This is a genomic window from Mycobacterium lacus (assembly GCF_010731535.1).
Taxonomy (GTDB): Bacteria; Actinomycetota; Actinomycetes; order Mycobacteriales; family Mycobacteriaceae; genus Mycobacterium; species Mycobacterium lacus.
This window is the reverse complement of sequence record NZ_AP022581.1, coordinates 2,117,156-2,140,474: the sequence shown is the minus strand read 5'-3', so window position 1 is coordinate 2,140,474 and position 23,319 is coordinate 2,117,156. Positions and strand designations below refer to the sequence as shown.

Here is a 23,319-nt window from a genome sequence, read left to right as displayed (position 1 = left end):
GAGAACGACCGCAGAGGCAATAATAGCAGTAGTTGATAGTTGCAGGGCCGGGCCTATCACCGGCTTGCGACGTGCGGGTCGGTTGCATCTCGGCGCGGTCACTCGCCGGTGGTTCCCTGTGGTGTGGCGGCGACATTGCGGCCTACCAGGTCTTCGTGCTGCGCGGCGCGGGTGGCGCTCGTTTCTGCGCCGTACGCGGGCGACCCGGGCGGGCCGCATGGTATGTCGACCCGGTGATGCCGGCTGTCGTAGGCGGTGCTATGCCGGCCCGGAAGCAGCCGCATTTGGCTGCGCCGTATGGTCAATCGGGCGGCAAATCATCGAGAGGTTGGCCGGGCTCGACTGGTTCGCGGGGCCGGTTCCGTTTGAAAGCCGCGTGGGCTGTTCCGGTCGGCGCCCGGTAGTTGCCGCGGGCCGAGTGGCATCCGTCGAGATGTCGGTGTCGGCCAAGCCTGGTAGCCAACAAGACGAGCGCACGGCGCTCTTGCAGCCGCACATTGGGGTTACGGCGGAAGCCTACGCTTGAGTAGCGATGAATCGAGCCAGACGGTCGCTAAGGGTGGCGTGAAAGTGCCCGATAGCGCTCTCGTGCCGTCCGAACTCCACAAATTTGTTCGCTCCCGCGCGGAAGCCACGTTGGACGCCCGCCGACATTTCGTTGTCCTCCGCGACAACGCGGGTAATGTAGCGAGCAATTTCCTCGGGGTCAGGCTCCGGTTCGGCGTCGAGCGATAGTCTCTGGTCAGCGTCAGTTCTGGCCATCGTGTAGAACGTAACCTGGCTGTGGTCAACGTCTATCGGGTCGACCACGACTACCTGACCGAGCTGTGGGAACGCCCCGAGGATGACGTTGGGGAACAACTGATAGACAAATGTTGCCGGCACATTTCCCTGCCAGGTTGTTTCCGGGTGGTCGCGGAGCTGTTCAATCGAGCGGTAGGGGAACGTAACACGAGCATTCGGGCCGAACGCCTCGACCACGGTGAGGTTGTCGTATAAGTGCGGGAGCGTTTCCTTGTGAGTCCAGCGGATGTGGTACCCCTCCAAGAACTGCTCGATAAGTACCTTCCAATTGATGGCTAACCGACTGGACTCGACGGATATCAACCGCTCGGCCGGCAGGAATTTGTCTCGCCACGGCGTCGCGTCCGTCAGCCAGTCCAGCGCATCGTCGAGATCGGAGTTCGCGAAGCTGGTGCCGCCAGAATCCAATGCGCCGATAACGATGAGCCCATCCGCCTCATAGCTCTCGACCTCGATCAGACCCCGCGTCGACATGTCCAAATCGGGGAATCCGTCCGCGTGCGGGACATGCGATAGCGCGCCATCTAGACGATATGTCCAGCCGTGGTAGCGGCACACTAGTGCATGGGAACACCCGGCGTCCTCGACCAGGGCGAAACCACGATGCCGACATGCGTTGCGAAACACCCGAGCCCGTTGATCGTGCCCACGCACAGCGAACAGGGGCACCCCGAAGGCTGCTCTTTCTACGCGATCGCCCTTGTTGGGGATGATTGCGGACGGAACGAACACGCTTGGCATGCTGCGCAGTAGGTCGAGTTCCTGAGCGAACCGGTTTGGATTCACGTAGTTTTCAACGGGCTCGCGCCAAGGGGTGCCTTCGTCGGTGGTGCCCCCGTCGACATGGGCAAGAACGCGCTTAACGATCTCCACATCACCGGCAACCAACGGCTTGGTGGTCCAGCTCATGGGTGCAGGATAGCGACTTTGAGGTCTACTCGCGTTGCCAACGAGGTCACGACGGAACTCGACCTTGGGCGCAGGAATCCACGCCGGATATGACGAGATCGCCGTTATGCCCGAACCCGATCTGTCGCCAGGCCTGGTTGCGCAACGCGGAGAACGCCAGCCGTAGCCGAGGAAGGCGTTGAGGTATTCAGCAATTCCACGTGGTTAGTAGGCCAGCGCATCGATGAGCCGAGCATATTGGGCTGCAACAGATTCCGAGTCGGTTTGGTTCCTTAACCGGGTGCAGCAAGGCGTCGTTCGCACCGCAGATTCCTCAGCAGCCGAAGGCTTCGCCGGCGCCGTCGGGCGGCGGCACGGGCTTCAGGCAGCCGAACGGCTCGATCCCGGCGCTGCTGAACCGGACCGCGGACTGATGGGCGTAGTTCACACAAAACAAGCCCGCGTGTTCCGCGCGGCATCGGTAGTCGCCGATTGACAACGTGTCCCCGTTTACCAACTCTGGTCCATTGCCGTAGACGAACGGTCCCGGGTCGGCGCGGGCGGACCCGACCTGCAGTTCGGTGCCGTCGAAGTCGACCCAACCGCCCTTCCATTCGCCATAGGTCGTCTCAGGCTTGGGCGGTGGATTTACCAAGCGGACCAGACAGGCCAGGGCGCCGCCGGTGTGCTTGGCGTCGGTCATGCAGGAAACGTCGCCGGCCTGGGCGCTGAAGGCAACGTCGGCGCCGAGTTGGGTGGTGACGCCGTCGCGCGTGGCCACGTGATAGCCCTTGGGGTCGGCTGGGTGACCTGCCTCGATCCAGGCGATGACGGCGGAGATCGCGGCTCCGGCGGTCGGTGCCGTCAAGGGCGCCGCCGGAGAGGCGCCAGACACCGCGGTCGTGTTCGGCGTCCGCCTCGAGCCGCCCTCGACCGGGTGTGAGCATCCGGCAATGAGCAACGACACTGTGACCAGCGCGGCGATCCGCATTCCGTCAGGCTAGTCGCGACGAGCTCGAATTCGGCGCTGCGGCCGCCGTGTCCCCGTCGAGTCGGCTACCGTCGGAACATGCACGAGCGCACCGTCCGCGCACGCACCATCACGGGCATCGTCGAAGGCTTCACTCGCGACGGCGTACACCGCTGGCGATCCATCCCTTACGCGCGGGCGCCACTGGGGGCGCTGCGATTCCGGGCGCCACAGCCGGCGCAGCCTTGGCCGGGTGTGCGCCACTGCCATGGCTTCGCCAACTGTGCGCCCCAGCAGCGTCGCTACACCATGGTCGGCCTCGGCAGGTACCAGCCCATGAGCGAGGACTGCCTCACCCTCAATGTGGTCACGCCCGAAGCTACCGGCACCGAACCACTCCCGGTCATGGTGTTCATTCACGGTGGCGGCTACATCCTGGGCAGCTCGGCCACCCCGCTGTATGACGGCGCCGCGCTGGCACGCCGCGGTTGCGTGTACGTGTCGGTCAACTACCGGCTGGGCGCGCTGGGGTGTTTGGATCTGTCGCCACTGTCGACACCGGAGATCTCCATCGACAGCAACCTGTACTTGCGCGATCTGGTGCTGGCGTTGCGCTGGGTGCATGACAACATCGCGGAGTTCGGCGGCGACCCGGGCAACGTCACCATCTTCGGCGAGAGCGCGGGCGCGTGCATCACCGCCACGCTGTTGGCGGTGCCCGCCGCCAAAGGCCTGTTCTCCCGGGCGATCTCGGAAAGCCCGGCGTCGGGCCTTGTGCGGTCTAAGGAGATTGCCGCCGAGTTCGCGACCCGCTTCGCCCACCTACTCGGCGCGCGCACCAAGGATGCCGCCCATGCGCTGCTGCAGGCATCGCCGGCCCAACTCGTGGAAACACAACACCGTCTGATCGACCAAGGGATGCGCGAAAGGCTGGGCGCCTTCCCGATTGGGCCCGTCGTGGGCGACGACTGCCTACCCTTGGATCCCGTCGAGGCGATGCGGCGCGGTCAGGCGCACCCGGTGCCCCTCATCGTGGGCACCAACGCCGAAGAGGGCCGGCTGTTCACCCGTTTCCTCGGAATGCTGCCGACGAACGAATCGATGGTCGAAGAGCTGCTGGCCGACGCGGAACCGGCCGCCCGCGAACGCATTACCGCCGCCTACCCGAATTACCCCGAGCCGTCGGCATGCGTCCAGCTCGGCGGCGACTTCGCGTTCAGTTCGGCGGCGTGGCAGATCGCCGAGGCCCACACCAACCACGCGCCCACGTATCTGTACCGCTATGACTACGCGCCGCGGATGCTGCGCTGGGCGGGATTTGGAGCCACCCACGGCAGCGAACTTTTCGCCGTCTTCGACATCTATCGAACCAGGTTCGGCTCGTTGCTTACCGCGGCCGCCGACCGGCGTCCCGCGCTGCGGGTCAGCAACGAGGTGCAGCGACGCTGGCGGTCCTTCAGCCGCACCGGCGTACCGGGTGACGACTGGCCGATCTACACCCAGTCCGACCGTGCCGTCATGGTTTTCGACCGTAAGAGCCGCATCGAATTCGATCCGCACCCGCACCGCCGGATGGCGTGGGACGGCTTCTCCCTGGCACGCTGACCACCATGGACACCGCGCTAGCCATCGAGCGCCCCGCCGACCTCACCGCCGCGTGGCTGACCGCGACGATCCGGGCAGGAACGGTCGCCGATTTCGCCGTCGAGCGCATCGACATCGGCCAGATGAGCGAGGACCGCAACATGCCGGCACGGCCCGGGTGAGCAGGACCATCGTGGTGATGGGTGTCTCCGGGTCGGGCAAGTCCACAGTGGGTGCGCGACTCGCGCACCGGCTGCGGGTTCCCCACATCGACGCTGACGCCCTGCACCCGCCACCCAACATCGCGAAAATGGCCGCCGGCCAACCCCTCAACGACGACGATCGCTATCCGTGGCTAGAGCGGGTCGGCGAGTGGCTGGCCGCCCACCGTGACGGTGGCGTGGCGAGTTGTTCGGCGCTCAAACAGAGGTACCGCGACCAGCTGCGTGCGCGCTGCCCACGGATTGAGTTCTTACACCTGCGCGGCTCACCGGAGCTGATCAGCCGGCGACTGGCCCACCGCTCCGGCCATTTCATGCCCCCGGCGCTGTTGCGCTCGCAATTCGACGCCTTGGAACCTCTCGGGGCCGGCGAACGCGGTGTCACCGTGGATGCCGGCCGGGACGTCGATGACATCGTCGATACCTTCCTGTCGTTTTCCGCAGCGGGGCATTATGTATGAAACCGCGGTTGCGCTAACGGTGGCCCTGCACTTGGCCTTCATTGGCTACGTCGTCGTCGGCGGTTTCCTCGCGCTGCGCTGGCGACGCACGATGTGGCTGCACGTGCCGGCGGCGTTCTGGGGCATCGGCATCGGCACCCGGTGTGTCGACTGCCCGTTGACCGGGGTGGAGCGCTGGGCCCGTGCGCGCGCCGGAATGGCGCCGCTGCCGCCGGACGGATTCATCGCCCACTACCTCACCGGGGTGATCTATCCCGTCGGCTGGGCACGGGGCGCGCTGCTCGTCGCGTTCGCGGTGGTCGCGGTGTCATGGGCCCTGTATGCCCGGCGCGGACGGCGCCCGCCCGGCGCGGCCACCACCGTCAGCGGCGGCGCGTGCGACCGGAACTGACCCGTCCGGCGGCCCCGGTCGCGCCCGCCCGACGACGCTATCGTGGGTTGCGTGCGGGCGTTGATCATCGTCGACGTGCAGAACGATTTCTGCGCGGGCGGCTCGGTGCCGGTGGAAGGCGCCGACGCCCTACCCCGCGCGATCAACGATTATCTAGCCCGTGAGCACGGCTACGACCACGTCGTGGCCACCAAGGACTACCACATCAACCCCGGCGACCATTTCTCCGACCGGCCGGATTACTCGTCGTCCTGGCCACCGCACTGCGTGGTGGGGAGCTTCGGCGCGGAGTTCCATCCAGATCTCGACACGAGCCGCATCGAGGCGGTCTTCTGCAAGGGCGCCTACAGCGGGGCGTACAGCGGCTTCGAAGGAGTCGACGAAAACGAGACACCGCTGCTCGACTGGCTGCGCCAACGCCGGGTCGACGAGGTGGACGTGGTCGGTGTCGCCACCGATTACTGTGTGCGCATGACCTCCGAGGATGCGGCCCGAGCGGGCTTTGCGACCAGGGTGCTGCTGGACCTGACCGCGGGTGCCGGGGCGCTGTCGACCGTGCAGGCAATAGAGGAGATGCGCAATGCCGGCGTCGCCGTGGGCTTGAGCTCCTGATGTCGCCCCCGGGCCGCGACGATCTCCTGGCTGCGGTGGAGCGGTCGCCGCGGGCGGCCGCCGCGCACGACCGCGACGGCTGGGTGGGGCTGTTCACCGAGGACGGCCGGGTCGAAGATCCGGTGGGTTCGCGGTCGCATGTGGGGCGCGAGCAGATCGGCCGCTTTTACGACACCTTCATCGGCCCGCGTGACATCACGTTCCATCGGGACCTGGATATCGTCTACGGCTCCGTCGTCGTGCGCGATCTCGAGCTCGAGGTGGCGATGGGTCCAGCCGTGAATATGCGCATTCCCGCCTTCCTGCGCTACGACCTCCGAGAGGTCAACGGCGAGTTGCAGATTGCCGTGCTGCGCGCCTACTGGGAGTTGCCGGCGATGATGCTGCAATTCCTGCGCACCGGATCGCGAGCGATGGTGCCCGGTCTGCAACTGTTCCGGGGCCTGTTGAGCAATCAGGGGTGGTCCGGCATCGCGGGCTTCCTGACCGGCTTCCGACGGGCGGGCCGGCGGCACAAGGATCTGGTGAACACCTTCTTGCGCGCTGTCGCGCGGGGAGACAAGCCCGCCGCCGTGCGTGCGCTATCGCCAATTGCCACAATAACTTTGGGTGATGACGACTTGGTGGACATTGCCGAACTCGGCGAGCAACTCAGCGGGGCGAGCTGGGCGAAGACGAACGGCGCGGGATCCACGGTGACAGCCTCGCTCGTGACCGACCGTGGGCGCGGCGTTCTGTTCGCCGACGTGGCCCGGCGCGGCAACGAGATCCGCAGTGTCCGCTATTTTCCGGGCTGATCACGGCTGGTTTCGCCTAACGTGCACCTGTTGCAAAATCCGCTCAGGATCTCGCGCTCATTGCACGCTCGGCGCGGGGTGGCCCGTTCGGAAAATGTGACTGTGAGGGCACTAGGAGGCCGGTAACGGGGCAGGATCGGGAACACCATGTTCGATAAGCCATTCCGGCGTCGGAGCCTGTTGCGGGGCGCCGGTGCGCTCACCGCCGCGGCCGTGGCGCCGTGGGCCGGCGGGTGTGCTTCCGACGACGACGCGTTGACCTTCTTCTTCGCGGCCAATCCGGAAGAGGCCGATGCCCGGATGCGGGTCGTCGACGAATTCCGGCACCGGCATCCCGACATCGGGGTGCGGACACTGTTGTCCGGGCCGGGCCCCCTGCAGCAGATATCGACGTTTTGCGCCGGCGGCAGGTGTCCCGACGTGCTGATGGCGTGGGAGTTGAGCTATGCGGGATTCGCCGACCGAGGGGTCTTCCTGGACCTGGGCACCCTGTTGGATCATGATCGCACGTTTGCCGCGGAGCTTGGCTCGGACAGCATCGGAAAGTTGTACGAGACCTTCACCTTCGACGGCGGTCAGTATGCGCTTCCGGAGCAGTGGTCCGGCAACTTCTTGTTCTACAACAGGGAGCTTTTCGCCAAGGCTGGCGTGCCGGCACCACCCAGCGGCTGGGAGCGGCCGTGGACTTTCGCCGAATTCCTCGACGCGGCCACGGCCCTGACCAAGCGCGACGCTGCGGGTAGGGTTACTCAGTGGGGATTTGTCGACACCTTTGTGCCGCCCCTGTCCGCCGGGCTGTTTGCCATGAACAATGGTGTGCCGTGGTCCACCCCGCGGATGAACCCGGCACACCTCAATTTCGGCGACGAAGCCTTCATCGAGGCCGTCCAGTTCTACGCCGACCTGACCACCAAGCACAGGGTGGCCCCCACCGCGTCCGAGCTCCAGTCGGTCGCCACGACGGATCTTTTCTCGGTGGGTAAGGCAGCCATGGCGCTCGGCGGGCACTGGCGATACCAGACGTTCGACCGGGCCGACGGCTTGGATTTCGATGTCGCCCCACTGCCGTTGGGCCCCAAGGGACGCGATCCCTGCTCCAATATCGGCGCCACCGGGCTCGCGATTGCGGCGAGCAGTCGGCACCGGGAGCAGGCGTGGGAGTTCGTGAAATTTGCGACCGGCCCCGACGGACAGGCGTTGATCGGTGAAACCAAACTGTTCGTGCCGGTGCTGCGGTCCGCGATCAACTCGCCCGGATTCGCCGAATCCCACAGCAGGATAAACAATCTCGCCGTGCTCACCGGGGGTCCCGCCCATTCAAAGGGCCTGCCGATCACGCCGGCGTGGCCAAAGGTCTCTGCCCTGATGGACCGCAGCTTTGGGCCCGTGCTGCGCGGCTCTCGGCCGGCGACGTCGCTGACAAGCCTGTCGCGGGCCGTCGACGAGGTGCTGCGCAATCCATGACGGCCGTCGACGAAGCCGCGCCGGCTACCGCGAAAGGCCGGCTCCGCCCGTGGCGCCGGCGCGCGTGGGCCGGGCGCCTATTCGTCGCGCCCAACCTGGCCGCGGTAGTGGTGTTCATGCTGTTTCCGCTCGGATTCTCGCTGTACATGAGCCTTCAGAGGTGGGATGTGTTCACTCCCCCGAAGTTCGTGGGCCTGAAGAATTTCGCGGGGCTGTTCGCGTCCGATCCGTTGTTTCTCATCGCCGTGCGCAACACCGTGGTTTTCACCGTCGGGACCGTGGCGCCCACGGTCGTGATCAGCCTCCTCGTTGCGGCAATGCTGAACCGGAAAGTCAAGGGCATAGGGGTCTTTCGAACAACCGTCTTCCTGCCGCTGGCCATCTCGTCGGTGGTGATGGCGGTCGTCTGGCAATTCGTCTTCAACACCGACAACGGCCTGCTCAACATCATGCTCGGCTGGGTCGGGATCCGACCCGTCCCGTGGCTGGTCGAGCCAGGGTGGGCCATGGTCTCGCTGTGCCTGGTCAGCGTGTGGCGCAGCGTGCCGTTCGCCACGGTCGTGTTGCTGGCTGCGATGCAGGGCGTTCCGGAGACCGTTTACGAGGCCGCCAAAATCGATGGCGCAGGCGAGATACGGCAGTTCGCTTCGATCACGGTGCCGCTGATCCGCGGCGCCCTCTCGTTCGTCGTGGTCATATCGATCATCCACGCGTTCCAGGCGTTCGACCTCGTCTACGTCCTCACCGGCGCGAATGGCGGACCGGAGACCGCAACATACGTCCTGGGCATCATGCTCTACCAGCACGCATTTGGGTTCCTGGAGTTCGGTTACGCGTCGGCGCTGGCGTGGGTGATGTTCGCCATCTTGCTGGTGTTGACCGTGCTGCAGTTGCGGATAACCCGGCGCCGGTCGTGGGAGGCTTCCCGTGGCCTCGGCTGAGCGAGTGGTCAAGCGCAACATCTTTCGCGGCATTGCCGTCTACGCCGCGCTGATCGGGATCGCCTGGTGTGCGCTGTTCCCGATCATGTGGGCGTTGTCGGGCTCCTTGAAGAACGAAGGCGAGGTAAGCGAACCAAGGCTGTTGCCCGCCCACCCGCGGTGGTCGAACTACACCGAGGTGTTCGAACTGATCCCATTCTGGCGAATGTTCCTCAATACCGTGCTATACGCCGGATGCGTCACCGCCGGCCAGGTGTTCTTCTGCTCACTGGCCGGATATGCCTTCGCGCGGCTGCAGTTCCGGGGCCGAGACACGTTGTTCGTGTTGTACCTGGGCACATTGATGGTGCCGCTGACCGTGACCGTGATCCCGCAGTTCCTGGTGATGCGGACCGTGGGGTGGGTCGACACTCCGTGGTCCATGATCGTGCCCGGCCTGTTCGGCAGCGCGTTCGGCACCTACCTCATGCGGCAGTTTTTCCTCACCCTCCCGGCCGACCTCGAGGAGGCGGCAATCCTCGACGGTTGCACGCCTTGGCAGATTTACTGGCGGATCCTGCTGCCCCACGCGAAACCCGCGGTGACGGTGCTTGGGGTGCTCACCTGGGTCAACGTCTGGAACGACTTTCTGTGGCCGCTGTTGATGATTCAACGCAACAACCTATCCACGCTGACGCTGGGCTTGGTCCGGTTGCGAGGCGAATACGTGGCCCGGTGGCCGGTGTTCATGGCAACGTCGATACTGATCATGCTGCCGCTGGTGATCATCTATGCGATCGCGCAACGCTCCTTCGTCCGCGGAATTGCCATGACCGGACTCGGCGGATAACCGTGGCTTCGGTGAGTTTCGAGCAGGCAACGCGGCGGTATCCGGGCACCGATCGACCGGCCCTGGATCGGCTGGACCTCGTGGTCGCCGATGGCGAGTTCGTGGTCTTGGTCGGTCCGTCCGGGTGTGGCAAGACCACCTCACTGCGGATGGTGGCCGGATTGGAAACGCTGGATTCCGGGCGGATCCGGATCGGCGACCGCGATGTCACCGCTGTCGATCCGAAAGATCGCGACGTTGCGATGGTCTTTCAAAACTATGCCCTCTACCCGCACATGACGGTGGCCCAGAACATGGGCTTCGCGCTGAAAGTCGCCAAAACCCCGAAGGCCGAGATCCGTGACAGGGTGCTGGCCGCCGCGAAATTGCTTGACCTACAACCGTATCTGGAGCGCAAACCGAGCGACCTCTCCGGTGGGCAGCGGCAGCGGGTGGCGATGGGGCGCGCGATCGTGCGCCGCCCACAGGCATTCCTGATGGACGAGCCGCTGTCTAACCTCGACGCCAAACTTCGCGTGCAAACCCGCAACCAGATCGCCGCGTTGCAACGGCAACTGGGCACCACAACGGTTTATGTCACCCACGACCAGGTCGAGGCCATGACCATGGGCGACCGCGTCGCGGTCCTGCGCGACGGTGTGCTGCAGCAGTGCGCGCCGCCTCGCGAGCTCTACCGCAACCCCGACAACATATTTGTCGCCGGATTCATCGGATCTCCGGCGATGAACCTGTTCACCCTCCCGATCGTCGATTCCGCCGTGTCGCTGGGGGACTGGCGTATCCCGTTGGCGCGTGAGATCGCCAGCGCGGCCAACGAGATCGTCGTCGGCGTCCGCCCCGAACACTTCGAGCTGGGCGGCCTCGGCGTCGAAATGGAGGTCGACGTGGTCGAAGAACTCGGCGCGGATGCCTACCTGTACGGGCGAACCACTGGCTCCGGCAAGGTAATCAGTCAGCCCATCGTCGCGCGCACCGACGGTCGCGACCCACCCGAACGGGGGAGCCGCGTGCGTCTGCACCCGCAGCCCGGGCACCTGCACTTCTTCGGTGTCGACGGCCGCCGGATGGGCTAACCTGACTACCAATGAGCACGGCTCGGGTTGACCTGGTGTGTGAAGGCGGCGGTGTCCGCGGTATCGGGCTGGTCGGGGCGGTGGACGCGCTCGCCGCCGCGGGCTATGTGTTTCCCCGGGTCGCGGGGACCAGCGCGGGTGCGATCGTCGCGTCGATGGTTGCCGCCCTGCAGGCCGCGGGCGAACCGCTGACGCGGCTTGCCGAGGTGATGCGCTCTATCGACTATCGGAAGTTCCTGGACCGCAATCTGATCGGGCATGTGCCGTTGATCGGTGGGGGACTCTCGCTACTGGTGTCCGACGGCGTTTACCGGGGGGCATACCTGCAGGAGCTGCTCACCGGGTTGCTCGCCGACCTCGGTGTGCGCACCTTCGGGGACTTGCGCACTGGCGAAGAGCCAGAACAGTTCGCCTGGTCGCTGGTCGTGACCGCCAGCGATCTGTCGCGACGCCGGCTGGTTCGCATCCCGTGGGATCTCGACTCCTACGGCATTGACCCGGACGACTTCTCGGTGGCGCGCGCGGTGCATGCCTCGTCGGCGATTCCGTTTGTGTTCGAGCCCGTTCGGGTGCGTGGCGCCACGTGGGTCGACGGTGGGCTGTTGTCGAACTTTCCGGTGGAGCTGTTCGACCGGGCCCAGCCGCGATGGCCGACGTTCGGGATCCGGCTGTCGGCACGTCCCGGCATACCGCCCACGCGTCCGGTGTATGGGCCGGTGTCGCTGGGGATAGCCGCGATCGAGACGCTGGTGAGCAATCAGGACAACTCCTACATCGACGATTCGTGTACCGTGCGGCGGACCATCTTCGTGCCCGCCGAGGATGTAAGCCCAATCGATTTCGACATCACCGCGAAAGAGCGGGAAGGCCTCTACCAACGCGGATTGCAAGCGGGCCAGGAGTTCTTGAAGACGTGGAACTACGCGGACTACCTGGCGGCCTGCGGCCCGCCGGTCTAGGTGGCAAGCGACTGGGGCGGCACAAACGACCAACTCAGGCGGAAAAGGCACCGGCACAAGCGGTTTGCCGATGCCGCGGTCTTACCCGGGATGACCGCGTGAACATCCGATCGCGTCAAGTCGACGGTGAACACGCTCGATGTCGTCCAGAGACGGCATCTGGTGGGTGATCCGGGTGATCTCGACCCCGACGTCGGCATTACTTACCGGCCAACGTCGGCGCGCAATGAGTTTGCTTGTGATGGCGGTGATCTCGTCGTTCGTTAGTCGCCGGGGCAGCAGCGCTACCACAGCCACGTGACCGGTGACCGGCATGCGGGTCGGGTAGCCGGCGCGCACGAAATTGACGATCTTCGACACTCGATCGGCCAAGTGCATACGTCCACCTCGCTAACCGCCATGCGCTGAGCCCCGGCGGCACGTCCCACCACGAATAGCAACGTAGCAGCGCTGAGGTCATCGACGGGCCAACACCACACGGTTGATGCGGAATCTTTGTAGGCGCGTCGCAACGACGTTCGGTGGGAGCCTTCCTAGGATTGCCGTGTGCCGGATCGCTATGGAACCGACGTGCTGGCCGCGGGTCGGCGGAAGGTCCGCTCGACGGAGCACCCGGTCGAGCTGGGCATGGTCGTCGAGGATGTGGAGACCGGTTACGTCGGCGCTGTGGTTCGACTCGAATATGGCCGCATCTACCTGGAAGACCGCCACGGCCGCACCCGTGGTTTTGCGCTTGGCCCTGGGTATCTTCTCGAGGGCCGCCCGGTGATCCTCACCGCGCCGCGCCGATCGGCGCCCGCCGTCGCGAAGCGAACGGCGTCCGGCTCGGTCGCGGTGCCGGGTGCGCGCGCCCGGGTCGCCCGCGCCAGTCGGATCTATGTCGAGGGCCGCCACGACGCCGAACTGGTCGCGCAGGTCTGGGGTGCCGATCTGAAAATCGAGGGCGTCGTCGTCGAGCACCTCGGCGGCGTTGATGACCTGGTAAACATCGTCGCCGAGTTCGGGCCGGGTCCCCGGCGCCGGCTCGGCGTCCTCGTCGACCACCTCGTCGAGGGTTCCAAGGAGGCGCGCATCGCGGACGCGGTACGACGCGGACCCGGTGGTCCCCACACTTTGGTCGTCGGTCATCCCTATGTCGACATCTGGCAGGCGGTGAAGCCGCAGCGGCTGGGCCTGGCGGCCTGGCCGGCCGTGCCGCGCCATGTCGAGTGGAAGCACGGCGTGTGCGAGGCGCTCGGCTGGCCGCACGCGGACCGGGCGGACATCGCCAACGCGTGGCGACGCATCCGTTCTCGGGTACGCGACTGGAACGACCTTCAGCCGGCGTTGATCGGCCGGGTCGAAGAACTCATCGACTTCGTGACGCTGCCCGGCGAGTAGCGGGGTCGTGGCGCAGTGTCGCAAATCACTCCCGTCCGCCGTCACGTATCGGGACTGGCCGCGCACTAAACCTGCGAAACCCATTCGCTGTGAACCCGGAGGAGCTTATGTCCGACGTCCTTGTCATCGATGCTGAAGGCCTTGACCGCCTGTCGTGTTCGGCGAAGGCCAACCCCGCCACCGGCAAGAAGACCCTGAAGGCGAAGACGGTTTGCGAATCCGGGTTCCGCAACATGACCTATGTCCGCGACCTGTCCCCGATGCTGGTCGGCGAGCCGCCCGCACTCCTGGGCGACGACTCGGCGCCGAACCCCTCGGAGACCACCCTGGCCGCGTTGGGCTCTTGCATCTCGGTCGGCTTGCTGGCCAACGCCACGCATCGCGGCGTCACCCTGACGAAGATCGAGGTCGAGATGGAGGGTGACATCGACATTTCCGCCGTGTGGGGGGTTGGCGACACCCCGGAGGGCAAGATTCTCGGCTTCACCGCGGTCCGCTGCGCCGTTGCCCTGGCCGGGGACGCCGACGAGCAGACGCTGCAGGAGATCCACGACAACGCGATCGCGTGGTCGCCGGTGGTGAACACGTTCCGCCGCCCGGTGAGTGTCGACTCGACTCTGGTCATCGGCTAGGCATGGCGACATGACCAGGACCCACCTCGCGGAGGTCATCACGCGGGCGCGCGTGGACAAGGGGTTGAGCTGGGCGCAAATCGCCGAGGCGATAGGCAAGGACCGGGTGTGGACCGTGGCGGCGCTGCTCGGCCAGCATCCGCTCTCGGAAGAGGACGCGTCGACCGTCGCATCGCTTCTTGACCTCGATGACGATGCCGTCGCCGTCTTGCAGATGGTGCCCTACCGGGGAAGTCACGAGGCCGTGCCGTCCGATCCGACGATCTACCGGTTTCACGAGGCGCTGTCGCTTTATGGCCCGGCGATCAAGGAACTGATCCACGAGGAATTCGGCGACGGCATCATGAGCGCGATCAACTTCCGAATGAGCGTGCAACGCCGGCCCGACCCGCGGGGAGATCGCGTGATTGTCACGTTCGACGGCAAGTTTCTCGACTACACATGGAATAACACTGAACAGGAGGTGTCGCCGTGACCGCGACGATAGACGCCGCGATCGGCCTGCTCGATTCGGAGCTGCTGGCAGACATTCGTGCCCACGCCGACGGGCTGGACCGCGGCGAGGACACCTCCCGTCGCAGCTTCCCGGCGCTCGGTTCCGCCGGTCTGCTCGGGGTCGGCGCGCCGGGTAATGCCGACGGCAGGCTTGCGCAGATGGCCGATGTGATCAGGCTTATCTCCGGCGAGTGTATGAGCACCGGGTTCTCGGTGTGGGCCAACCGGATGGCGGTGGAGTATTTGCTCACGGCCGGCACGCCATACAGCCGGGCCGCGGTCAAGCCGCTGTTGGCCGGCACCGCGCTGGGGATCACCGGCATGGCCGCGGCCTTCAAGGACGCGGCCGGCTGCGGCTGCCTCGAACTCACCGCCACAACGGTCCCGGGTGGCTACCGGTTGAACGGTTCCATCAGGTGGGCCAGCAACCTGTATGAGGATTCGATGTTGGTGACCGCGGCCCGAACCGAGCGCGGCGACAAACTGATCGTGGCCCTGCCGCTGAACGCGCCGGGCATCACCGTGGGTCATCACTTCAAGCTGTTGGCCATGGATAGCACGGCCTCTTCGTACCTCGAGCTCAGCGAAGTGGAGATCGCTGAGGGGCAAGTCTTGTCCACGGACTTCGACGGGTTTCTGGACGCGGTCCGCCCCACTTTCCTTGTCTTGCAATCGGCCATGTGCCTGGGGCTGGCCAGGACCGCGATTACGCAGAGCAGGCTCGGGCTGACCGGGGTGAATTCGGTCTTCACCCCGGATGTCGACCTGCTCGCGGGCAAGCTCACCCTGGCCGAGACGACGTTGGCGAGCTTGGCCTCGGCCGTCGGCGGAACCCGGCCACCCAGCAGGAAAGAGCTGCTGTCGTTGCGGCTCAGCGCGGCCGAGATCGCCAGCGCCTGCGCCGCCTTGGAGATCCGGACGGCTGGCGGCAAGGGGTACGCGAGCCGAACCCCGGCGAGCCGCCGCTATCGGGAGGCCGCGTTCGTCCCCGTCCAGTCGCCATCCGAGGCCCAGCTGCGCTGGGAACTGGGCGGGTGCCCTTGAGCGACGGCCCGGGTCGATGGTGACCCCGGCCGCGAAGCGGCCCGGGGGGCCTGAGTCTGGGCATTTGGTTGGCGGGATCCCGCTGGCCACCCTGGTGCGCGACTACCACCGGCCGATGGTGAATTTTGCCTGCACGATGGTGCATTCACCGGCGTTGGCCGAGGAAGCGGTGCAGGAGGCGTGGGTGCAGGTTCTCCAGTCCTCGGGCTCCTTCGAGGGCCGTTCTTCGGTGGCCACCTGGTTGTTCGGGATCGTCAAGAACACCGCCTCGCGACACCGCCGCCGCGAGTCCCGGATCCGCGACCATGAGGTGCTGGCCGCGGACGACGCCGACCCGCTGTCGGGCCGCATGCACCCCACCGGCCACCCCGACGCCGGACACTGGCGCCTCCCGCCGTCACGGCGATTTCTCCCCGAGGACCAAACCGTGGGACGCGAGCTCGTTGAGTGCGTCCGGGCGGCGCTGGACGCGCTGCCGGCACGGCAACGACGGCTCGTCATCCTGCGTGACCTCGTCGGTACGCCCGCCGAAGAGGCGGCCGAGATCCTTGAGCTGTCCGCCGAGGCGCAGCGCGCCCTGCTTTACCGCGCCCGAGGAAACCTCCGAAACGAACTGGAGAAGCGGTATCAACGATGACCGTCTACGACAACACCGTTCCCGCGATCGATTGCGTCGATTTCGTGCGACTCGTCGACGACCTTGTCGACTCGGACCCGCAGCAGTGGGGGGCAATGGTGGCCAAACACCTCGAGGAGTGCCCTCCGTGCCGGGTGTATCTGGAACAAATGCTCGACCTCAAGATCCTGCTCAACCACGTTGTTGACGGGGAGAAGCTCAGCGAGGAGCACATTGCGGGGGTAATCAGCGCGATCAACACCCTCAGGAGAGGCCAACCCGGATGAATACCAACTCGCAGTCGCCGAAACTCGTCAGCCTCGGAGAACAGGTGTGGACGATCGGCGGGCCGGTCGACGCGGCCGCGATGCGAAATGCCATGGGCGCGTTCCCTTCCGGCGTCACCGTCTTGACCACCCGCCTGGGTGACAGGTCCGTCGGAATGACCATCAGCTCGTTCGCCTCGGTGTCGATAGAGCCGCCCCTGTTGCTGCAATGCGTGGCGCGCAGCGCCGGCAGCCTCCCGGCCTTCCGCGTGGGTTGCACGGTGGCCGTCAATATTCTCGCGCGCGACCAGGCGGACCTGGCGCGCCGGTTCGCCAGCAAGGTCGAGGACCGGTTCGAGGGAGTCGAATTCGACGCCGATGACGGCGGCTGTCCCGTCCTCGCCGGCGCCGCGGCATCCGTAAGCGGTTGCATAGACCGCATTTACGACGCCGGCGACCACGTCATCCTCCTCATCCGAGCCCGCGCCGTGCGCCGCAACGGCGCTTTGCCGCTGCTCTACTACTCGGGCCGCATGCACGACTGGGTCGACGCCGTGACTTCGGTCGCTTCCTAAGCGGCGCAGCGGCTCCCGTACTTCACGAAAGGACAGACCCGGTGTCCGAGAGCGTTGCGAGACCGTACCCCGTTCAGACCGCCGGCCGCGCCGGCGGCGATCCGTTCGAGCCCCTCAGCGTGGGGGCCATGGTGGACCGAATAGCCGACATGGCCGTCGAGAAATCCGCGCACCCATGTGGATTTCTGCTGCGCTCGCTGGTTGGCGGCGCGATGGTGGGTTTCGGCGCGCTGTTGTCTTTAGTGGTGAGCACCGGTGTCAGGACGCCGGGCATCGCCAGCCTGCTGATGGGCCTGGCGTTCGGCATGTCCTTCGTGCTGATCCTCGTGTCGGGGATGTCGCTGATCACTGCCGACATGGCGGCCGGCTTCTTCGCGCTACTGCAACGCCGCATGAGCGGTGGCGGCTACATTCGGCTGCTGGTCATCGGCCTCGGTGGCAATATCGTTGGCACGCTGGTGTTTATCGCGGTCTGCGCTGCCGCCGGGGGCCCGTACCTGGGCGCCTTCGCCACGCGCGCGGCAACCGTGGGCGCCCAGAAGGCCGGCCAGTCCTTATGGACCACCTTCTTGCTGGCGGTGCTGTGCACGTGGTTCCTGCAAACTGCCATGTGCATGTATTACAAAGCCCGCAGCGACGTCGCGCGGATGGGATTTGCATTCTACGGCCCGTTCGCGTTCGTGATCGGGAGCGATCAGCACGTCGTTGCCAACGTCGGATTTCTAGGACTTCCCCTATTGCTCAACGCATTTCACCCCTCCGCGCCGCACTGCGGCATCGCCTGGGGTTTGGGCAGCCACGGCTTGGTCACGAATATTTGCGTCACCAGCATCGGCAATCTCGTCGGCGGCACCCTATTTGTGGCGCTGCCGTTCTACGTCATCGCGCGACTTCAGCCGCCAGAACGCCAGCAGGTTGCACTGATGGGGCATTGACCATGAGGTCACCCGGCGGGTAGGCGAACTTCGGCCCGCGATCGTGGGCCAGGTATATGGCCTCGTTGTTGGAGCCCTCGGTCAGCTGCACGTACACCAGGTCGAGGTCGGGAATGCGTTCCTCTGTCAGCTGCCCGATCGCCGCCGCGATCGCCTCGGTGGTCGGCCTGTCCCGCAACGTGTATCGCTTGAGGTCGTGGCGGATCAGGTAGTCAAGGAAATCGTCGTCCTCGTGCACGACGAACGCGTGGTCGAATAGCTCGTCCACCATCGCCCTGAGCTGGGCTTTGACCGCTCCGAACTCGACCCGCGGCGGCCACCCCGAACCCTGCTCGAACATCCACCAGCAGGTGAAGTTGTGGCCATGGATGTTGCGGCACTTCTCGCCGGCGCCCGTGAGCCCGAGGATGCGGTGGCCCGCGCTGAATTCGTGTCTGACCCTGACGCAGGTGTTACTCATGTTCAGCCTCTTTTCACCGGCCGCCCTCGTGCAGCGGAGGCGGCAATACGGTCAATCTGAATCGTGGTCCGTCGGCTTGGCCCGTTCTCGGCGCTCACGTTGCAACCTCCCGGCTTGTCGGCGCTGCTTGAGCAGCTCCGACATGTCCCGGACTATACCGTTTACGATGCCGTTACGCGTGAGTAATTTCTGTCGGTCGATCGGCCACCAAAGCGGATGAATTCGCTGTCCGCCAATTGACGTACATTGTTTGTCCAGGGGTGGCGTTTCGCCCGTGAATGACCCGCGGTGAAAAACACTCGCGGACAAACCCGACCGGGCGGGATATTCACCGCGCATCGCTGAGTTCAGACGTCGGGAAATCCCGGGTGACCGCTGGTCACGTTTGATGTTGGTCCGGGCGCGGCACTTCGCTGTGCTGTCGAACCCAAAGCCGCGCTTTGTGTGCAGTCGCGTTGGCATACGTCTGGGCCGTGTCTGAGCAACTTTCGGGGCCATGGGATCTCTGTAATCCCTTGTGTCACTGTGGCTTCAGTGGTCGCAGTGCGGGGGTTTTTGTCGGTGGCTCTTCGTGGCATTGGGGGTATGGGTTCGAGCGGTCGCGAACAGATCGTTGAGGTCTTTGATGCGCTCGACGCGGACCTGGACCGCTTGTGCGAGTTGTCCTTTGACGTGTTCACCACCCCCGAACGGTTGCGGGCGTTGGAGCGGCTGGAACGTGTGGCGCGCCGGCTGCGGGCGCCGCAGCACGCGTCGATCAATCAGCTCGCCGCGCAGGCCAGCGAGGAGGAACTGGGCGCCACGTTGCGCTCGGCGCTGGCCGACCGGCTGCGCATCACCCGGGCCGAGGCCGGCCGGCGCATCGACGACGCCGCCGACCTCGGGGAGCGTCGAGCGCTCACCGGCCAGCCGTTGGCGCCGCGGCTGACCGCCACCGCCAAGGCCCAGCGCCGACGATCACGACGGGCACGCCCCGCAAACCCGAGTCACGCATATCGGACCGTATTGCGCTGGGTTCCCAGATCGATGGTCCCGTCGTCGGTGGCCACCGATGCCTCCACTACGTCACCGTCGCGCAGGTATTTGGGGTTGGCGGCCTGACGCTTGAAGAACGCTCTCCACTTGATGGCCGGTGGCAACAGGTTTCCGATTATCTCCAATGGTCTGGGCGGGGCGCTCAAGGCGGTGCCGACCGGGGTGCCGGTGAGGATCAAGTCGCCCGGGGCGAGCTCTTGGAATTGGGTGAGCGACTGCAGCGCTTGCAGCGGCCGGTGGAGCATGTCGCCCTCGACGAGCGAGTTTTGCCGTTCGTCACCGTTCACGCTCAGGCGCAGCCGCAGGTCACCAAACCGCTTGAGCTCATTGGCATCCAGCAGCACCAGCTCGGGTCCGACCGGGGTGAACGTAGGGTAGGACTTGGCCTCATAAAACTGGGTCTGCGGAAGCTGTATGTCGCGCGCCGACACGTCGTTGGCGACGACCAAACCGGCGACGAACTCGGTGAGGTTCGCGTCGGAAATGCTTGTGCCGACTGGGATTGCGCGTCCAATCACCAGTCCTATCTCCACCTCGTAGTCGAGCAGCGTGACGTGGCTGGGTTTGACGATGTCATCGAACGGACCGTTGATCGACGCGGATGCCTTGCGGAAGAAGGTCAGCGGTACCGACGCCGGGTCCATGCCGGCGTCAGTGACATGAGACTCGAAGTTGGTCATCTGAGCCACCACTCGGCACGGCCTGGTCACCGGCGAAATCAATCTCAGACTGTCGACGGCGACGGTGTCTGTGCCGGCCGTGGCGGCCTCGATCGCGGCCCGATCGGCCAGCAGCTGCGCGGTCGTGGCCGCGGTGGTGCCGATCTTCGCGGCGCCGGCGGGCGTCTTGACCCACCAGGCGTCGACGGTGTGCAGTACGGAAATGGTCATGAAGCGGGGACTCTCAGTAGCCCTGCTCGTTGTGCGGGCCTTTGTGCGGGTCGCCGCGGGCGCCGATCTTCGGGTTCATCGCGATCTCCAGACATTCGACCGACGAAATGGAAATCGTCACAGGTGATTCATACTCCCAATTTGCCGAATGAGGGCAGTGTGGGCGTGGTGTCCGCCGGCCCTGGCCACCCAACCGCCCTCAGTGGCGCAGACGGGCACCGGGGCGGCGCGGGTCAAGGCAAACGTGCGCGCTTTCGCATGTCGGTCGACCACGGGGTCGCGCAACCGGGGCACTTCAGGTGCAGCCGCGTTGCCCGGTTGCTCAGCAGATACTGCCAATGGGTGCCGCAGTTGCGGCCGCTCCGGCATTGCCCACACGCGGCGCCCCAATTGCACTGTGGGCAGGGCAACCATGCGCGCCGGGGGCGTCGGCGTGTGGGTCAATCAGAACTTCACCCTCGAGCTCAGCCTTCCCGAGGCGATCTAGGCTAGGTGGCCTACCCACATTAGAGTCCCAAGTGTCACCGTGCTCGGTCGGCGCTAGGGCGCGGAAGCTGCTGAGCGTCGGCCGACCTTTGCGGGTCGACATGCCACCAGGATCAGCCCCGCGGCGAAGACCAGCGCGATCACCCACGGAAAATGCCCGTCCGGGGCAAAGCCGTCGGCGGCAAAAATGTGCAGGCCATAGGCGGCCATCGCGGCGCCGGCCAGCATCACCGGTTCGGTCCAGCGATCTGGCAGCGGCACGCTCACCATCGGCAGCGGGGCGGCGAATATGTGCCGAAGCCACCACAACAGCACCATCTCGACCGCCGTCACGAGGCACAGGACACCCGCCCACTCCAGCCGGGCCAGCCACCACGCGGCCGTTCCCTCGGCGGGTTGCGGCAACACCCCGGCCGGGTAGGCGGCGGCGGCCACGATCACGGCGGGCACCATGTGCCACAGGTAAAGGGCCATCACGTTGGCATTGGCGGTGGACAAGACGCGCCGCACCAGACGGGAACGCAGCGCGCGGTTGAGCGCGGGCGCGACCGACACCGCCACTCCGGCCTGCGTGCACCCGAACGCCAGCATGGCCACCGTGGGCGGGGACGTGTTCTGCACCGGTTGACCGGGGACGCCGATCATGCTGACGGGATAGTGCCCCAGCCAGATCAGCAGCGCCAGCGCGATCGCCGAGACGACCGCGAGCGGCACGGCTGTCCGACCCGCTAACTGCCCTTCGTGCCAAGCGATTCCGAGTTGGTAGAGCATCCCCCAGCACAGGAAGTAGTTGAGCCAGCCGAGGTGGGGCACGTGGGCGCCCATCGAGGCGGCGTCCACAATCGCGACTCCCGCCGCTAGCGCCGCCGGTACCAACAATCCGCAACGGCGTTGTGCCGCAATAGCAATGGGCGTCAGCGATGCCACCACTAGGTAGACGGCGAGGAACCACAGATGCATCGCCACCGCCCACCCCGCGTACTCCAACACGGAACCGGGCATGCGGTGGGCCTGCAGCAGCACCGCCACCGCCGACATCAGCCCGACGTAGACCGTTGTCGGTCCCAGTACTCGCGCCAGCCGATGCCGAAGCCAGGCCCTTCGCGTCACGCCGTCGGCGCCGTGGCGATGGTTCCACGACACTGCGCCGGCGTAGCCCGCCACCAGGAAGAACACCGGTACCGCCTGGAAAGGCCAGGTCAGCCATTGCGTCCAGGGCAGGTCGACCAGCGGGTTCTGCCGACCGAATTGTCCGTCGCGATAGGTCACGGATCCGGCGAGCCAGTGCCCGAGCACGATGAGGACCACACCCGATACTCGATAGAAGTCCACGGCCAGGTCGCGGACTGGCGGTGCGGTGTTGGCGTGGCCCATCAGCTTGCGGAAAGCCTGACGCGGTTCACTAGCGCGAGCGTACTCGGCTGTCCTCGGCCGGCCGGGCGCCCACCAGTCGCTAACGGTGTGGATAGGCGTGCACGAGAGCGGTATCGAGTCTCGGGATGGCGTGGGTTAGTTCGTGTTCGGCTTCGTGAGCGATTCGGTGCGCGTCTTGCAGGCTGGTGGCCGGGTCGATATCGAGTTCGGCGTCGGCGTGCAGCCGGTGTCCGATCCAGCGCAGCCTGACGCTGCGGATCGCTCGGACTCCGGGTTGCGCTGTCAAGGCCGTCTCGGCCGCGGTGACGAACTCAGGGTCGACGCTATCCATGAGACGCCGAAGAACGTCGCGGGCCGCGGTGCGCAGCACGGCTAGGATCGCGACAGTGATGAGGAGCCCGACGACGGGGTCGGCCATCGGATGGCCCAGTGCGACACCGGCGGCGCCGAAAACCACGGCGAGTGAGGTGAATCCGTCGGTGCGGGCGTGTAGGCCGTCGGCGATGAGCGTGGCCGAGCCGATTCGTCGCCCGACCCGGATCCGGTAGAGGGCGACCAGCTCGTTACCGATAAACCCGACCACTCCCGCGGCTACGACCCAGCCGAGGCTTCCGATGGCGACCGGATGGATCAGGCGCATCACGGCCTCGTACCCGGCGATGAGTGCCGATCCGGCGATCGTCGCGATCACGAACAATCCGGCGAGGTCTTCGGCCCTCCCGAAGCCGTACGTGTATCGCCGTGTGGCAGCGCGTGTTCCCAGCGAGAACGCGACCCATAGCGGCACCGCGGTGAAGGCATCGGAGAAGTTGTGGATGGTGTCCGCGGCTAGCGCCACCGACGCAGAGACGACCACGATCGCCACTTGAAACGCGGCGGTGACACTAAGGGCGAGCAGGCTTACCTTCATCGCACGTATAGCAGACGCACTGGCCGACCGCGCATCCTCGATGCTGTCGGCGGCATCGTGGCTGTGCGTCGAGAAGATCTCGGCAAGCAGCCGACGCGCACCGGCCGGATGCTGGTGTTCACGGGCGTGGTGATCGTGGAAGGTGTGAGTCATCGCCGCCCCGAGCCCCAACGGTCGCGCTCCAACTCGCTATCTGCGTGCATACGCAAATAGTAAGAGATGATGGT

Annotated in this window: 26 protein-coding genes and 1 pseudogene; 20 read left to right on the top strand and 7 right to left on the bottom strand. The window is 65.8% G+C overall.

What is annotated here, in order from left to right; all coding sequences use genetic code 11:
• Positions 1-516 precede the first annotated feature (516 nt).
• Positions 517-1,713 carry an aromatic ring-hydroxylating dioxygenase subunit alpha gene (locus tag G6N24_RS09875; protein WP_085161975.1) on the bottom strand — a complete coding sequence of 399 codons (1,197 nt, stop codon included), beginning with the start codon at positions 1,711-1,713 and terminating at the stop codon, positions 517-519.
• 313 nt (positions 1,714-2,026) lie between these two features.
• Positions 2,027-2,683: a hypothetical protein gene (locus tag G6N24_RS09870; protein ID WP_085161976.1), complete on the bottom strand. Its 657-nt coding sequence runs from the start codon at positions 2,681-2,683 to the stop codon at positions 2,027-2,029.
• 78 nt (positions 2,684-2,761) lie between these two features.
• Here G6N24_RS09870 and G6N24_RS09865 point away from each other — a divergent pair, with 78 nt between their 5' ends.
• From G6N24_RS09865 to G6N24_RS09815, 11 genes are all read left to right on the top strand, one after another.
• Positions 2,762-4,267 carry a carboxylesterase/lipase family protein gene (locus G6N24_RS09865; protein ID WP_085161977.1) on the top strand — a complete coding sequence of 502 codons (1,506 nt, stop codon included), beginning with the start codon at positions 2,762-2,764 and terminating at the stop codon, positions 4,265-4,267.
• A 5-nt stretch (positions 4,268-4,272) separates the two neighbouring features.
• The gene (locus G6N24_RS09860; RefSeq protein ID WP_163745475.1) at positions 4,273-4,428 is read left to right on the top strand and encodes a hypothetical protein; all 156 of its coding nucleotides are present in this window, start codon (positions 4,273-4,275) and stop codon (positions 4,426-4,428) included.
• A 17-nt stretch (positions 4,429-4,445) separates the two neighbouring features.
• Positions 4,446-4,928, top strand: a complete 483-nt coding sequence (locus tag G6N24_RS09855; protein WP_085162017.1) for a gluconokinase — start codon at positions 4,446-4,448, stop codon at positions 4,926-4,928.
• A complete protein-coding gene (locus tag G6N24_RS09850) occupies positions 4,921-5,319 on the top strand; it encodes a DUF2784 domain-containing protein (protein WP_085161979.1) in 399 nt (132 codons plus the stop codon). Before G6N24_RS09855 ends, G6N24_RS09850 begins: the two co-directional genes overlap by 8 nt.
• A gap of 51 nt (positions 5,320-5,370) precedes the next feature.
• Complete coding sequence (pncA, locus tag G6N24_RS09845) at positions 5,371-5,931, top strand: pyrazinamidase PncA (RefSeq protein ID WP_085161980.1); 561 nt, start codon at positions 5,371-5,373, stop codon at positions 5,929-5,931.
• Entirely contained in the window at positions 5,931-6,728 is a 798-nt protein-coding gene (locus tag G6N24_RS09840) for a nuclear transport factor 2 family protein (RefSeq protein ID WP_085161981.1), read from the top strand. The genes pncA and G6N24_RS09840 overlap by 1 nt, the downstream gene beginning before the upstream one ends.
• A 147-nt stretch (positions 6,729-6,875) precedes the next feature.
• A complete protein-coding gene (locus G6N24_RS09835; RefSeq protein ID WP_085161982.1) occupies positions 6,876-8,192 on the top strand; it encodes an ABC transporter substrate-binding protein in 1,317 nt (438 codons plus the stop codon).
• On the top strand, positions 8,189-9,133 hold the full coding sequence (locus G6N24_RS09830; RefSeq protein WP_085161983.1) for a carbohydrate ABC transporter permease: 945 nt from the start codon (positions 8,189-8,191) through the stop codon (positions 9,131-9,133). The genes G6N24_RS09835 and G6N24_RS09830 overlap by 4 nt, the downstream gene beginning before the upstream one ends.
• Positions 9,120-9,962 carry a carbohydrate ABC transporter permease gene (locus tag G6N24_RS09825; protein ID WP_085161984.1) on the top strand — a complete coding sequence of 281 codons (843 nt, stop codon included), beginning with the start codon at positions 9,120-9,122 and terminating at the stop codon, positions 9,960-9,962. The genes G6N24_RS09830 and G6N24_RS09825 overlap by 14 nt, the downstream gene beginning before the upstream one ends.
• Positions 9,963-9,964: 2 nt before the next feature.
• Entirely contained in the window at positions 9,965-11,035 is a 1,071-nt protein-coding gene (locus G6N24_RS09820) for an ABC transporter ATP-binding protein (RefSeq protein WP_085161985.1), read from the top strand.
• An 11-nt stretch (positions 11,036-11,046) separates the two neighbouring features.
• Entirely contained in the window at positions 11,047-11,994 is a 948-nt protein-coding gene (locus G6N24_RS09815; protein WP_085161986.1) for a patatin-like phospholipase family protein, read from the top strand.
• Positions 11,995-12,075: 81 nt separating this feature from the next.
• Here the strand turns inward: G6N24_RS09815 and G6N24_RS09810 are convergent, their stop codons facing one another.
• Positions 12,076-12,372, bottom strand: coding sequence for a DUF3349 domain-containing protein (locus G6N24_RS09810; protein ID WP_085161987.1), 297 nt, complete (start codon positions 12,370-12,372; stop codon positions 12,076-12,078).
• Positions 12,373-12,540: 168 nt separating this feature from the next.
• Here G6N24_RS09810 and G6N24_RS09805 point away from each other — a divergent pair, with 168 nt between their 5' ends.
• The 8 genes from G6N24_RS09805 to G6N24_RS09770 all read left to right on the top strand — a co-directional run bounded on the left by G6N24_RS09805 (position 12,541) and on the right by G6N24_RS09770 (position 17,937).
• Positions 12,541-13,374 (top strand): DUF3097 domain-containing protein, encoded by an 834-nt coding sequence (locus G6N24_RS09805; RefSeq protein WP_085161988.1) that lies wholly within the window; start codon positions 12,541-12,543, stop codon positions 13,372-13,374.
• Positions 13,375-13,481: 107 nt separating this feature from the next.
• A complete protein-coding gene (locus G6N24_RS09800; RefSeq protein ID WP_085161989.1) occupies positions 13,482-14,006 on the top strand; it encodes an OsmC family protein in 525 nt (174 codons plus the stop codon).
• 10 nt (positions 14,007-14,016) lie between these two features.
• Complete coding sequence (cynS, locus tag G6N24_RS09795; protein WP_085161990.1) at positions 14,017-14,481, top strand: cyanase; 465 nt, start codon at positions 14,017-14,019, stop codon at positions 14,479-14,481.
• Positions 14,478-15,545, top strand: a complete 1,068-nt coding sequence (locus G6N24_RS09790; protein WP_085161991.1) for an acyl-CoA dehydrogenase family protein — start codon at positions 14,478-14,480, stop codon at positions 15,543-15,545. The genes cynS and G6N24_RS09790 overlap by 4 nt, the downstream gene beginning before the upstream one ends.
• Before the next feature lie 16 nt (positions 15,546-15,561).
• Positions 15,562-16,182 carry an RNA polymerase sigma factor gene (locus G6N24_RS09785; protein WP_085161992.1) on the top strand — a complete coding sequence of 207 codons (621 nt, stop codon included), beginning with the start codon at positions 15,562-15,564 and terminating at the stop codon, positions 16,180-16,182.
• Positions 16,179-16,448: an anti-sigma factor gene (locus G6N24_RS09780; RefSeq protein ID WP_085161993.1), complete on the top strand. Its 270-nt coding sequence runs from the start codon at positions 16,179-16,181 to the stop codon at positions 16,446-16,448. Before G6N24_RS09785 ends, G6N24_RS09780 begins: the two co-directional genes overlap by 4 nt.
• Positions 16,445-17,002, top strand: coding sequence for a flavin reductase family protein (locus G6N24_RS09775; RefSeq protein WP_139822521.1), 558 nt, complete (start codon positions 16,445-16,447; stop codon positions 17,000-17,002). The genes G6N24_RS09780 and G6N24_RS09775 overlap by 4 nt, the downstream gene beginning before the upstream one ends.
• Positions 17,003-17,043: 41 nt before the next feature.
• Positions 17,044-17,937 (top strand): formate/nitrite transporter family protein, encoded by an 894-nt coding sequence (locus G6N24_RS09770; RefSeq protein WP_331253195.1) that lies wholly within the window; start codon positions 17,044-17,046, stop codon positions 17,935-17,937.
• Here G6N24_RS09770 and G6N24_RS09765 read toward each other — a convergent pair.
• Positions 17,882-18,397 carry a 6-pyruvoyl trahydropterin synthase family protein gene (locus G6N24_RS09765; RefSeq protein ID WP_085161994.1) on the bottom strand — a complete coding sequence of 172 codons (516 nt, stop codon included), beginning with the start codon at positions 18,395-18,397 and terminating at the stop codon, positions 17,882-17,884. The genes G6N24_RS09770 and G6N24_RS09765 overlap by 56 nt on opposite strands.
• Positions 18,398-18,982: 585 nt before the next feature.
• On the opposite strand from G6N24_RS09765, the pseudogene G6N24_RS09760 reads away from it, so the two are divergent.
• A pseudogene (locus tag G6N24_RS09760) lies at positions 18,983-19,351 on the top strand (DUF222 domain-containing protein); the annotation flags it as partial.
• A gap of 32 nt (positions 19,352-19,383) precedes the next feature.
• Here G6N24_RS09760 and G6N24_RS09755 read toward each other — a convergent pair.
• From G6N24_RS09755 to G6N24_RS09745, 3 genes are all read right to left on the bottom strand, one after another.
• A complete protein-coding gene (locus tag G6N24_RS09755) occupies positions 19,384-20,322 on the bottom strand; it encodes a fumarylacetoacetate hydrolase family protein (protein ID WP_085161995.1) in 939 nt (312 codons plus the stop codon).
• A 540-nt stretch (positions 20,323-20,862) separates the two neighbouring features.
• Positions 20,863-22,182, bottom strand: a complete 1,320-nt coding sequence (locus tag G6N24_RS09750) for an acyltransferase family protein (protein WP_085161996.1) — start codon at positions 22,180-22,182, stop codon at positions 20,863-20,865.
• Positions 22,183-22,261: 79 nt separating this feature from the next.
• A complete protein-coding gene (locus G6N24_RS09745) occupies positions 22,262-23,245 on the bottom strand; it encodes a cation diffusion facilitator family transporter (RefSeq protein ID WP_085161997.1) in 984 nt (327 codons plus the stop codon).
• Positions 23,246-23,319: the final 74 nt, after the last annotated feature.

Bases quoted from the DNA above. Each gene is read 5' to 3' on its own strand.
- G6N24_RS09800 (WP_085161989.1), top strand. From the start codon at position 13,482: ATGTCCGACGTCCTTGTCATCGATGCTGAAGGCCTTGACCGCCTGTCG.
- G6N24_RS09840 (WP_085161981.1), top strand. From the start codon at position 5,931: ATGTCGCCCCCGGGCCGCGACGATCTCCTGGCTGCGGTGGAGCGGTCG.
- G6N24_RS09875 (WP_085161975.1), bottom strand. From the start codon at position 1,713: ATGAGCTGGACCACCAAGCCGTTGGTTGCCGGTGATGTGGAGATCGTT.
- G6N24_RS09815 (WP_085161986.1), top strand. From the start codon at position 11,047: ATGAGCACGGCTCGGGTTGACCTGGTGTGTGAAGGCGGCGGTGTCCGC.
- G6N24_RS09860 (WP_163745475.1), top strand. From the start codon at position 4,273: ATGGACACCGCGCTAGCCATCGAGCGCCCCGCCGACCTCACCGCCGCG.
- G6N24_RS09765 (WP_085161994.1), bottom strand. From the start codon at position 18,397: ATGAGTAACACCTGCGTCAGGGTCAGACACGAATTCAGCGCGGGCCAC.
- G6N24_RS09870 (WP_085161976.1), bottom strand. From the start codon at position 2,683: ATGCGGATCGCCGCGCTGGTCACAGTGTCGTTGCTCATTGCCGGATGC.
- G6N24_RS09755 (WP_085161995.1), bottom strand. From the start codon at position 20,322: ATGACCATTTCCGTACTGCACACCGTCGACGCCTGGTGGGTCAAGACG.
- cynS (WP_085161990.1), top strand. From the start codon at position 14,017: ATGACCAGGACCCACCTCGCGGAGGTCATCACGCGGGCGCGCGTGGAC.
- G6N24_RS09830 (WP_085161983.1), top strand. From the start codon at position 8,189: ATGACGGCCGTCGACGAAGCCGCGCCGGCTACCGCGAAAGGCCGGCTC.
- G6N24_RS09855 (WP_085162017.1), top strand. From the start codon at position 4,446: ATGGGTGTCTCCGGGTCGGGCAAGTCCACAGTGGGTGCGCGACTCGCG.
- G6N24_RS09780 (WP_085161993.1), top strand. From the start codon at position 16,179: ATGACCGTCTACGACAACACCGTTCCCGCGATCGATTGCGTCGATTTC.
- G6N24_RS09745 (WP_085161997.1), bottom strand. From the start codon at position 23,245: ATGACTCACACCTTCCACGATCACCACGCCCGTGAACACCAGCATCCG.
- G6N24_RS09835 (WP_085161982.1), top strand. From the start codon at position 6,876: ATGTTCGATAAGCCATTCCGGCGTCGGAGCCTGTTGCGGGGCGCCGGT.
- G6N24_RS09775 (WP_139822521.1), top strand. From the start codon at position 16,445: ATGAATACCAACTCGCAGTCGCCGAAACTCGTCAGCCTCGGAGAACAG.
- G6N24_RS09810 (WP_085161987.1), bottom strand. From the start codon at position 12,372: ATGCACTTGGCCGATCGAGTGTCGAAGATCGTCAATTTCGTGCGCGCC.
- G6N24_RS09785 (WP_085161992.1), top strand. From the start codon at position 15,562: ATGGTGACCCCGGCCGCGAAGCGGCCCGGGGGGCCTGAGTCTGGGCAT.
- G6N24_RS09750 (WP_085161996.1), bottom strand. From the start codon at position 22,182: ATGGGCCACGCCAACACCGCACCGCCAGTCCGCGACCTGGCCGTGGAC.
- G6N24_RS09865 (WP_085161977.1), top strand. From the start codon at position 2,762: ATGCACGAGCGCACCGTCCGCGCACGCACCATCACGGGCATCGTCGAA.
- G6N24_RS09850 (WP_085161979.1), top strand. From the start codon at position 4,921: ATGTATGAAACCGCGGTTGCGCTAACGGTGGCCCTGCACTTGGCCTTC.